The following is a 10,655-nucleotide window of genomic DNA, read 5'->3' on the forward strand; positions in this document are numbered from 1 at the left end:
ATGGAACATAGCGATAAAGGTATTCACCGCCGCCGAGTACTGACTTTTGGCGGTAGATTACTGGGGTTAGCGGCGCTAGGGCCAGCGCTCTGGCCGACAAGATCAGCGGCCGCGGCAACTTTAGCACCGTCATCGCTCAGCCCTGAGGAGGCGCTGAGACGATTGCTAGACGGCAACCAGCGCTTTACTGGGCATCAGCTCGAACACCCCGACCAGTCGGAGGAGCGAGTGCTAGAACTGACCCAGTCCCAGCATCCCTTCGCCACAGTGCTAAGCTGTGCCGATTCCCGGGTAGCAGCTGAGATCATCTTTGATCAGGGTCTGGGCGACATCTTTGACGTGCGAGTAGCGGGCAATATCGCTACGCCTGAGGTGGTGGGCAGCATTGAGTATGCTGTGGAGCTACTGGAAACTCCGCTGCTGATGGTCCTAGGCCACGAGCGCTGTGGCGCCGTAACGGCAGCCGTGAGAAATGAACCGCTACCGGGAGACATTGGCACCTTTGTCCAGGCAATTTTGCCAGCGGTGAACCAGGTGAAAGGGCAGCCGGGGGATGCGGTAGACAACGCAGTGACGGCCAACGTGCGCTACCAAGTCGAGCAGGTGTTGAGGTCGTCGCTGGTACGCGATCGCCAGCAGTCAGGTCAACTTCAGGTGGTTGGCGCCCGCTACGATCTCGATACCGGCACTGTCACCCTAGTCACCTAAAGCTTTTACCGCAGCCTCTCCAACAGATGTTCGCCCACCCGCAGGGCATTGGCAATCACCGTCAGCGCTACCCCCACGCTGGCGCTGGAGGGCATAAAGCTGCTGTCGACCACGTAGAGGTTATCGAGCTCGTGGGCGCGGCAGTTGATATCTAGCACCGAGGTATCGGGGTCGGTGCCCATGCGGCAAGTGCCACACTGGTAGGCCATCACCGACTGAGGTACCTCGCCCCGCGGATGCAGGCCCGATCGCGAAAACAGACTGCTGTCTTTTTCGACCGCCTTGAGCACGTCGAGCCAGCGATACACGAGGCGATCGTGGGCCTCGGCGTTGTTGGCGGTGAATGCAACCGAGAGTTTGCCGTCCTTTACCGTCACCCGGTTTTTGGGGTCGGGCAGCACCTCGGTCATGGCCCACCACGCGATCGATCGCGTCGCCAGCTGCTTGAGCCCAAAGTTGGGCATAAACTTGGTCACCAGCGAGAGCACCGGCGGTGACTCGGCAAAAATTGCGTCCTGCAGCACCCCGCCCATGTTTTGAATGTGACCCATGGGGTAATCAACTTGACTATCGCCCCAGTAATAATCGTTGATGCCCACAGAACGCGGAAATTTACCAGAGTTAGACTGAGCCGTAACCTGCACAATCGAACTCAGCTGAGTCTTCATCAGGTTGCGACCCACCTGATCAGAGCTGTTGGCTAACCCATTGGGGTGTCTCTCATTGGCCGATTGCAGCAGCAGCGCCGCAGAATTGACCGCCCCGCAAGCCAGCACAACGATGTCGGCCATGAAGATGTAGAGCTGACCGCCGATCTCAGCCTGCACCGCCTTGACCGCCGTCCCTGCCGGATTGGTGAGAATGCCGGTAACTTTAGCCGAGGTCTTGAGGGTAACGTTGCCAAAGTCTAAAGCCGGATTGACCCCAAATACCTCCGCATCCCCGGTCGGGTCATCCTCCCGCAGCGACAGCGATATTGGCAGTGGGTAGGGATGGCAGCCGTGGTTAGCAATGTCCTCCACTACGGGTTGAATGGTGGGGTTGTGGGCGATCGCCGGGTAAGCAAAATCTCCACTGCGAGGCGGTTCGGTCGGATCTACCCCACCCTGACCATGCACTTGATACATTGCCTCAGCCTCACTGTAGTAAGGCTCAAAGTCAGCGTACTTAAGGCACCACTCGGGCGAAGTGCCGTCCTGGTGGTTCACCGTTTCAAAATCTCGTTCGCGCATGCGCTGCAGGGCGGCCCCATAGATTTTGGTGTTGCCGCCGATCGCATACTTCATCTGCGGCGTGAAGGGCTCACCCTCACCGTCGTACCACTGCTCGGGGGCGTGGTAGCGCTGCTTTTGAAAGATATCCACATCGCTAATATTTTGCTCTTCGAGGGGCATCGCGCCGCCCTGCTCCAGCAGCAAAATTCGCTTGCCCGACGGCGCCAGCTTGCGGGCTAAAGTACCGCCCCCCGCTCCGGTACCGACAATGATTACGTCGTAGTGCTGGTCGTCGATAATCATGGGGTTCCTCACCAATAGGGCTTTCAGGGGGCGTCAAAATTCAAATGCAGCAATGGGTGAGATGAATGACTTTTAAGTAGCCTGTAACACCCGTCTGGCTTTTTTGAACAGTTGATTACTGCCAAACGTAGATCAAGATAAACAGGATGATCCAGATGACATCCACAAAGTGCCAGAACAGGGAGGTGGCCGCCACGCCAAACTCGCCGCCAGCGTAGTTGTTGGGCAAAAACGATCGCCCCAGCATAATCCCCTGCAAGAGCACGCCGGTCATCACGTGCAGGCCATGGAAACCAGTCAGCAGATAAAATGTGCCGCCGAACACGCCGTCGGTAAAGCCAAAGGGCAGCCCCATCCACTCCACCGCCTGGCCATAGAGAAAGAAGCTGCCCATGGCCATAGTCAGCAGCCAAAAGGCGCGAAAGCCCCAGAGATTTTCTTTGTGCAAAAACCGCTCGGCAAAGTAAATCACAAAACTGCTCGACACCAGCACGATGGTATTGATCAGCGGTTCGCGCACCTCCAATCCCTCAACCCCAGAGGGCAGCCAATCGGTGATGTTGGTTTTGTAGACGGTGTAGCCTACAAAAAAGCTCAAGAAAATCACGCTTTCTGACAGCAGAAAGACAATGAAGCCAAACATGCGATGGTCTTCTTCTTCGTGCTCGGCAGCATGGACGCTGTGGGCATTGAGGGTAGGGTCAAGGTTAGCTGTGCTCACTGATCAACTCTCCAGCGGGATTGTTGGAAACTAAAGATTCGTTAGAGCCGTAGCCATAGGGGCCAGACACGACAATTGGGATTTCTTCAAAATTTTCAACCGGCGGCGGCGAGGGAATTAGCCACTCCAAACCGATCGCATTCCAAGGGTTGGCTGGAGCGCGCTTGCCCAGCACCCAGGAGCTAACGATATTGAGAATGAAGGGCAGGGTCGAGACTCCCAGCAAAAAGCCGCCCAAGCTAGCGATCACGTTCCAGTAGGCAAATTCGGGGTCGTAGGAAGATACTCGCCGGGGCATGCCCATCAGCCCCAGGGGGTGCATGGGGAAGAAGTTGAGGTTGACACCAATAAAAGTGAGGGCAAAGTGCAGCTTGCCTAAGCCCTCGTAGTACATGTGGCCGGTCATCTTGGGGAACCAGTGGTAGATGGCAGCGTAGATGCCCATCACCGTCGCGCCATAGATCACGTAGTGGAAGTGGCCCACCACGAAATAGGTATTGTTGACGTGAATATCGAAGGGCACCGCCCCCAGCATCACCCCGGTAATGCCAGCAAACAAAAAGCAGACCAGGCCGCCCAGGGCAAACAGCATGGGGGTATCAAGCCGCAGCTTGCCGCCCCACACCGTGGCCACCCAGGCGAACACCTTCACCCCGGTAGGCACCGAGATCAGCATGGTGGAGAACATGAACAGCATCCGCATCCAGCTAGGGGTGCCGCTGGCAAACATGTGGTGCACCCACACCATGGCGCTGAGCACGGTGATGATCACTGACGACACCACGACAAACCGATAGCCAAACAGGGGCTTGCGGGCGTAGACCGGAAAAACTTCCGAAAATGTGCCGAAGATCGGCAGAATAATCACGTAAACCGCCGGGTGGGAGTAGAACCAAAAGAAGTGCTGGTACAGCACCGGGTCACCGCCCTTGGCCGGGTCAAAGAAGCTAGTGCCCGCCGTCAAATCCAGCAGCAGCATCACGGCCCCCGCCGTTAGCGAAGGCAGACCAAACAGCTGAATCATCTGGGCGCTGAGTACCGTCCAGCAGAAGGCAGGCATTCTAAACCAGCCCATGCCCGGTGCCCGCATGCGAAAGATGGTAGTGACAAAGTTGACCGCCCCCATAATCGACGACACCCCTGAGAGAGCCACCGCTAGCAGCCACAGCACTTGGCCGTTGATTAAGTTTCCAGTGGGGTTTTGTAGGCTGACCGGGGGGTAGGCCCACCAGCCCGACTGCGACGGCCCTCCGGGCACAAAAAAGCTCGCCATTAGCAGGGTGCCAAACACTGGCACCAGCCAGAAGGCGGCGGCGTTGAGCCGGGGAAAGGCCATGTCCCGCGCCCCAATCATTAAAGGCACCAGGTAGTTAGACAGCCCGTTCAGCATCGGGAAGGTCCACATGAACAGCATGATGGTGCCGTGCATGGTGAACAGGGCGTTGTAGACGGTGCGATCGACCAGGTCGGCCTCGGGGGTAATCAGTTCGCCCCGCATGACCATGGCCAGCAGCCCGCCAATCAGGAAGAACACAAAGGCGGTGACCATGTACTGGATGCCGATCACTTTGTGGTCGGTGCTGAAGCTGAAAAACCGTCGCCAGTTGTTGGGGGCACCGGGAAACGGCTGATCGCTCTTGGCGGCGATCGCATCGAGCGACGCATTACTCATAGCTATCTTCCTCAGAGCTGGCGAAATTTACACGGGGGGGCGGGGCGGGTTCGACGGTTTTCCAGCCGGCGCTGATGGGGCGATCGCCCAGTTTAGTAAACTCGCGAAAGGCGCGATTGTCGGCCTCAGTGAGGGGCTGAGCGGCGGCATCGGCCAGCCACTGCTGGTAAGATTCCTCCGACTCGACCACCACGACGCCCTGGTTGGCGGCAAAATAGGTGCCGCTGTAGTCAGAGTCGCGCAGCCGGTAGCGCCCTTCGCGGATGGGCATAAAGCCAAAGTCAATGGTGCTGCCGGGAATCACATCCTGCTTAACGCGAAAGGCGGGCACATAGAACCCATGCAGCACGTCTTCGGAGATCAGCTTTAGCCTGGCCCGCTCGTTTACCGGCAGATGTAGTTCGGTGCTGACGATATTTTGATCGGGGTAGTGAAACTCCCAGGCCCACTGGCGTACGTGAACTTCGATCGGGGTTCTCTCGGGCACCGCAGGCAGGGTTGCCGCCTCGGCGGAGGGCATCAGGCCCAATTGGGGCACGTGGTTCATGTGCTCCATTGGGCCAAGAATCGCCATTTGGTCATAGATCTGGTAGCTGTAGGTAGCAATCCAGATCACCAGCCCCAGGGGAATGGTGGTCCAGAGAATTTCAACCAGCAGGTTGCCTTCCACCGGGGGGCCATCGCTGATGTCGTACTTGTCGGCCCGCTGAAACAGCACCGAATACAGCAGCGCGGTGGTGACCCCCAAAAAGATGAAGCTGCCGATGGTGGTTAAAAAGCCAAATAGGTCGTCAACCAGCACTGCCTCAGCTGAGGCTTGGGGCGGCATCCAAAGATAGGCCTGGCGACCAACCCAGAGGCTGACTGCGGCATCGGCGATCGCCAGGGCGACCAGCTGCGCCACGGTGCGAAAGGAAAGACTACGGGGTTTTTTCGGTGTCGTCGGTGTCGTCATATCGCTGTGGTTCCTCTAGATCTGATTGGGGTCGCCCCCTGATCGCAGCAGCTCAGCAGCCGTGACGTGCACCCCAAAATCACCCCCCAAATGAGCGCCCAGAGTGCCTTGGGCAAACATTAGCGCAAAGACAACGAGCCCCAATAGCAGGTAGCTCCACTGCACCTGGCGAGCCCGATCCTGCCGCCACACATAGCGCTGAAACCCTCGCCATATGGTCATGGCTACAATCAGCGTTAGAATGAGCACGCCTCCCAAACCGTGCCAGACCATGGTGTCCTTGATTCCCAAGCCCCAAGCGCTGACCCCAGGCACCGACATGTCAGCCAGCAAAATTTCGTAGAAGCCAGCGGCAACGGTGAAGAATGTGATGACGGCGGCGGCCACCATGTTGTACCAGCCCACATCAAACAAGTTGGAGCGGGTGGCTGGAATTGCCAGAAACTTAAATACCCGCTTTTCTAAGGGAAACAGCGCCCCTACAATATCAAAGCCAATCGCCACAATAAACAGACCCAGCGTCAAGTGCACCAGGTTGGGGTGAATGGGAATGGCATAGGGCAGGTCGTTAGCCCCTGTAGCCGCCAAAAACCAAACAATCACAGTAAACCTCCCCGGGCGGCTTCTACTAAGGGCGCACTGTGTAGTCCGTAAACCCAAACCAGCTTGTCGCCCAAGTAGACTTGAAAGAACACAATTGCAGTCAGCAGAACGTTTAAGCCCAGGTAGGGCATGGGCAGCTGGTCGGGAGTGCGAATGCGAATGATATAGCGCCAACCGGTCAGGACAGCAATAATGCCCGATAGTGACCAGCCGATCAGGGTATGTAGGTTCAGGTCGTTGACGGCGGCGGCGTAGGGTTCTGCTAGACCGGCTTCGATTTGGCCAAAAATGATGGCGATAAAGATAGAAACTGTGGCAAATACCATATTCCACCAGCCCACTTCAAACAGGCGGGTGTTTTTGGTTAGGTAACCTATCAGATCGCAGAGAACGGCAAATAGAACCATTGCAATTACGAAGTGCACCACAATCGGGTGAATGGTGTCGGGGTAGGGAAGGTTGTGGTCGTTGAGAGGGGGCAGGTACTCAAACACGGGGCTTTCCTTAGGTAGGGGGCCTGAGCGACGAGGGGAACGGCACGGTTAGAGTTTAGCGTCTGGGCAACTTTTAGGCTGGCGGTACGGGCAGAGCCAGCTGCTTTTTATAGGGTAGGCATCAGAGCTATCAATAGCTAGGTCCAGCTTAGGTGTGGGCAGATTGTCTCACTGGTGGGCGGGGGGCAAGGGTAATTTTTATGAAATGTTAATTCTTGTTGAGAGAATTGTGATCTACTTGTGGATAGAGCAGGGGTAGAAGGTTGGGTTGGGTGCGATCGCCCTTTTGCACTGAGCAAATGGCATTTGCTCAGTGCAACATCTGTAGTGCGGAATCGGGGATACACCCCGGGGTAGCGCGGCGCACAATTGGGGTTGAAAGCCAGATCTGCTGCTGGGGCCATTTCGCAGGCCCCAGACCCCCGTCGAGCAGGACGTTCCGTCGTCCTGCACCTCACGGAAAAAATGGGCTGATCATCGGTTTAAACTTCTGTTTTGCGAATGGATTTGTGGGCAACTGCGATGGGCCGCACGTCACATCCCATCTCCATTACTCCCTCACTCCCTTACTCCATCACTCCCCCACTCCTCTACTCATTCATGTTCTTGTAGGTCGCCACGGCCGAGGGTGAAATGCGGTTCAGGTAGCGGAAGATCCAGTATTTGAAGATGGTGTCGAGGATAACTGGGAAGGTGGCGATGAATAGGAAAATGAAGTCGCGGTTGGCGGGTAAGCCTAGGTGTCGCGAGAGGCCTTCTAGAATGATTTCCCAGCCGTGGGGTGAGTGGAAGCCGACGAAGGTGTCGGTGAATAGAATGATGATGAAGGCTTTGGCGCTGTCGCTGAGACCATAGACAATCTCATCCATAAAGGCTTTGATGTTGGCTACGTCCTGCTTGCGGTAAATCAGCAGGAGGGCAAAGGCGATCGCCGCCAAAATATCAGAGAACACGTTTTTAACGGAGCTGGCGCTGCGCTCGCGGTATTCCTCCTCAACGTCGGCAGCTTTGGCGCGCACGCGCTCTTCGATATTCAGCTCAGACAGGGCAGGGACTTTGCCAATTAGCACCTCAAAACGCAGGCGCTCTTCAAACTGCTGGAGTTCGTGGAGGGCTTCTTCCTCCATTTCGGGATTGAGAAAGACTTCGATTTCTTCGCCCCCAGCCCGCACCCGATCAACGATCGGCCCGACAATAAAAGCTTTAGTAAACTGCTGGGTCAGCAGCGGCACAATCACCAGCAGCAGCACAAACCGAATGGCAGCAGTGGTTTTAGCTTTGGAGTTGCGAAACTCCTTAACCACTTCTTGCTCGGCGTTGGGGTCGAGGTCTTGGCGAATACGGTCTACGGTGCGGAGGATGGAGCGAGGCAGCACATTGGCCCGGTCAGAGAGGCCCGCTGCTCTGGTGCCGTCTTGGGGAGGAGTGTTGGCAGTCGCCGCGGCTGGGCCAGTTAATAGCTGCCCGTCCCGCGCCTGGTCAGTCCGCGATCGCAGCACCTGGCTTGAAGGAGCGGGCTCCAGGCTGCCGCTGGTTCCGTTGGCGAGGGTAATCACCCGTTCGGGGTTAGTTTCGAGGCTGGCGTAGCGGGCCAGCACGTCGTCGATTAGCTGGAGCTTGCGAAAAAACATCGCCTGCTGGTCAATCACGCTGACGGCCAGCTCGTCGGCCCCAGCAGCAGGTAGCTGCACCTCTGTCACCCTGGGGTCAGTGACCCGCACAAGCGATCGGCTGGCTCGAAACACAGCCATGCGAACCTTGATCAGGTTGAGATATTTTTTCAGCTCACCCTGAAAGTAGGCGATGGCGCTGTCACCGTAGCTGCCGTAGCGGGGCGAGATGGGGTTGCCACCAAAGTACTCACGCTCGATCGCCTCAATCATCTGAGCGGCTTCATAGGCCTGGTTGAGGGCACGCTCGGGGGTGTGAGAAACCCACCGCTGGGCGCTGCGAAAAAAGCCTGAATTCTGCATTGGGTTGGGTGCTGGCGCTGAGATTTCCCGATCCTACTACAGTCAGTTAGGACGAGGGTGATGAAGGGCAGTAGACAAGGCAGCATATATATTCATTGATATATACGCGTTTTGAACAACGTGAACTGTTCCTGAGCGACGTTACCGGCAGCGCTCGGAACTGATTAGAAGATTGCTTGCAGCTACTGGCTAAGCAAAGTTGAAAGCAAGCATAGAATATTTGTGCACAACGTCCGTGTCGCTGGCTAACCCCCAGGACGCTAGCTCATTTCAAACCGCCAAATCAGAAAAGTCACGGTCCATTGAGGTCAAGTTAGTTTGCACACCACTGCGGCGGATGCCACCTGTCTGAATATCAAAGCCAATGATTTCGCCTCCTAGTTCAGGCACGATACGACAGGCATAGAGCCCTTGAGTCTCTGGAGCCAACACACGGGTGGTTTGGCTAGCTAAGGGCAGCGGAACTCGATCGCCCACTCTGACCGGCCTTTGACCACCACGCTCCTCCGTCCAGAGTGGGGGAATAGAGATGCCCTGGAAGCCGCCTACCCCTCCGGTAACGGGTGAAAAATCGTATTTTGCCCAGCACGAAAACACCAGCTCATAACTATCTTCAGCACGTTGATAAAGCTGTGGGACTTCCATTTCGGAGTAGCCGCCGGGCTCTAATAGCGGCGAACAATATTGCCATTCGCGCTCTCCGCGCACAGCCTGAGCAAAGTTGTCGTCGGCAACTTTCAGTAGAGCAATTACGCCACGCCTGCTTTCCGGGCCACTCAACGCCTTAGCTGACGCCAGCATGAAAATTTGGCGACTAGCTCGATGGCGAAACAAAAATGGATCTCGCCAAGCGTGAATAGTTAGATCGTCGGCAACGCCTCGGGTTTGATAAAAGTATTTTGGCTTCAGCTGGGTATCAAAGAAATGCCACTGATTGGAGAACAAATCACTGGTGTAAGCAACCCCTATGCTTTGGGTCATGCCGTCGTCTTGATAGCGATCTCTTGATGTGTAAAACATAAGATAGCTGTTTTGGGCTTTGATTATATCTCCACTCCAAATGCAGGTGTTTGCCCAGTGCTTGAGAGGAGGTTTTAAAACGTCGAAACTGCTCTCGTCGCCCCAATCAATAACGGCAAAATCTGACGTAGTGGCATGGCCCACGCAGGAGGCGTAATGGTGCTGTTCTGACGCAACCAGAGCCCGATCAGCATTTAGGCAAAAAAGATGAAAGAGTTTAGCCTCCGAGTCAAAGTAATACCAAAAATCCCAAACATGGCGGCTGGGATGCTGCATTGGGAAAGGCATTTTGCTACCTGTAAAAACGCCGCGTAAACCCCTACCTAAAATACCGTAGAATCCTCTCCTGCTGTTGCTTCTAGCGATTCTGAAAAGTCTTTATCATAGGGGTATATCGGTAGTAGACGTAATACGCAGTATGAAGATTCAATCATCGGTATTGGTACACTTAGGTTTTGGCAAATATGTGCGATCGGATCAGGTAACATCGCTGCAGCCAGTTGAGGAGGAGCGCGGCCCAGGACGGCGAACGTTTGTGTATCTGGAAGGGCACACAGACCCCGTTGTGGCCTCGCGGGCAGAAGACACCATCGTGCGCGATCTGGTTCAGGAACCGCGTGAGGTAATTCAGTCGCGGCAGCAGCAGGAAATTTTGACTGACCTGCTAGAGGACTTGGTGAAGGTCAACTCGACGGTGCGCCGCATCAGCCGCGACGAAGGCGGGCTGGATCTCGACCAGCTAGAGCGCCGCATTCAGCGGGTGCTGGAAGCGTAGGTCTAACATTTTCACGCTTGTGAGATAGGCCAAATGATCCCCCTCTGTCTTCTTAAGAGGGGGTCTATAAAGCATAGATTAGTGCGAGGGGCGTTATGGCGTGGCAGCATGTAATCGCTCAGCAAGCTCAGCAATTCGATCACCCATGGCGAGCTGTTCAAGCCAAGACATTGGTATGCCCGATTCGCTGTAATAAGCTCCAGCTACTTGACCACAA

Annotated in this window: 10 protein-coding genes; 2 read left to right on the forward strand and 8 right to left on the reverse strand. The window is 55.9% G+C overall.

Annotation, left to right across the window (positions count from 1 at the left end; genetic code table 11):
* Positions 1–708, forward strand: a complete 708-nt coding sequence (locus H6F59_RS01275; protein WP_190694497.1) for a carbonic anhydrase — start codon at positions 1–3, stop codon at positions 706–708.
* Between the two features lie 5 nt (positions 709–713).
* Here the strand turns inward: H6F59_RS01275 and H6F59_RS01280 are convergent, their stop codons facing one another.
* The 8 genes from H6F59_RS01280 to H6F59_RS01315 form a co-directional block, all read right to left on the reverse strand.
* Entirely contained in the window at positions 714–2,225 is a 1,512-nt protein-coding gene (locus tag H6F59_RS01280) for a GMC oxidoreductase (protein ID WP_190694498.1), read from the reverse strand.
* A gap of 115 nt (positions 2,226–2,340) precedes the next feature.
* The gene (locus H6F59_RS01285) at positions 2,341–2,946 is read right to left on the reverse strand and encodes a heme-copper oxidase subunit III (RefSeq protein WP_313887078.1); all 606 of its coding nucleotides are present in this window, start codon (positions 2,944–2,946) and stop codon (positions 2,341–2,343) included.
* Complete coding sequence (gene ctaD / locus H6F59_RS01290; RefSeq protein ID WP_190524076.1) at positions 2,933–4,618, reverse strand: cytochrome c oxidase subunit I; 1,686 nt, start codon at positions 4,616–4,618, stop codon at positions 2,933–2,935. The genes H6F59_RS01285 and ctaD overlap by 14 nt, the downstream gene beginning before the upstream one ends.
* Positions 4,611–5,573 carry a cytochrome c oxidase subunit II gene (locus H6F59_RS01295; protein ID WP_190694500.1) on the reverse strand — a complete coding sequence of 321 codons (963 nt, stop codon included), beginning with the start codon at positions 5,571–5,573 and terminating at the stop codon, positions 4,611–4,613. The genes ctaD and H6F59_RS01295 overlap by 8 nt, the downstream gene beginning before the upstream one ends.
* A 15-nt stretch (positions 5,574–5,588) precedes the next feature.
* Positions 5,589–6,176, reverse strand: a complete 588-nt coding sequence (locus H6F59_RS01300) for a DUF2231 domain-containing protein (RefSeq protein WP_190694502.1) — start codon at positions 6,174–6,176, stop codon at positions 5,589–5,591.
* Positions 6,173–6,670 (reverse strand): DUF2231 domain-containing protein, encoded by a 498-nt coding sequence (locus H6F59_RS01305; protein WP_190524067.1) that lies wholly within the window; start codon positions 6,668–6,670, stop codon positions 6,173–6,175. Before H6F59_RS01305 ends, H6F59_RS01300 begins: the two co-directional genes overlap by 4 nt.
* 590 nt (positions 6,671–7,260) lie before the next feature.
* On the reverse strand, positions 7,261–8,643 hold the full coding sequence (locus H6F59_RS01310; protein WP_190694504.1) for a proton extrusion protein PcxA: 1,383 nt from the start codon (positions 8,641–8,643) through the stop codon (positions 7,261–7,263).
* Positions 8,644–8,913: 270 nt separating this feature from the next.
* Positions 8,914–9,807: a beta-fructosidase gene (locus H6F59_RS01315; RefSeq protein WP_313887079.1), complete on the reverse strand. Its 894-nt coding sequence runs from the start codon at positions 9,805–9,807 to the stop codon at positions 8,914–8,916.
* Positions 9,808–10,081: 274 nt separating this feature from the next.
* On the opposite strand from H6F59_RS01315, the gene H6F59_RS01320 reads away from it, so the two are divergent.
* On the forward strand, positions 10,082–10,438 hold the full coding sequence (locus H6F59_RS01320) for a hypothetical protein (RefSeq protein WP_190524053.1): 357 nt from the start codon (positions 10,082–10,084) through the stop codon (positions 10,436–10,438).
* The last annotated feature ends 217 nt before the right edge of the window (positions 10,439–10,655 follow it).

The organism is Nodosilinea sp. FACHB-141 (assembly GCF_014696135.1).
In the GTDB taxonomy this organism is placed as follows: domain Bacteria; phylum Cyanobacteriota; class Cyanobacteriia; order Phormidesmidales; family Phormidesmidaceae; genus Nodosilinea.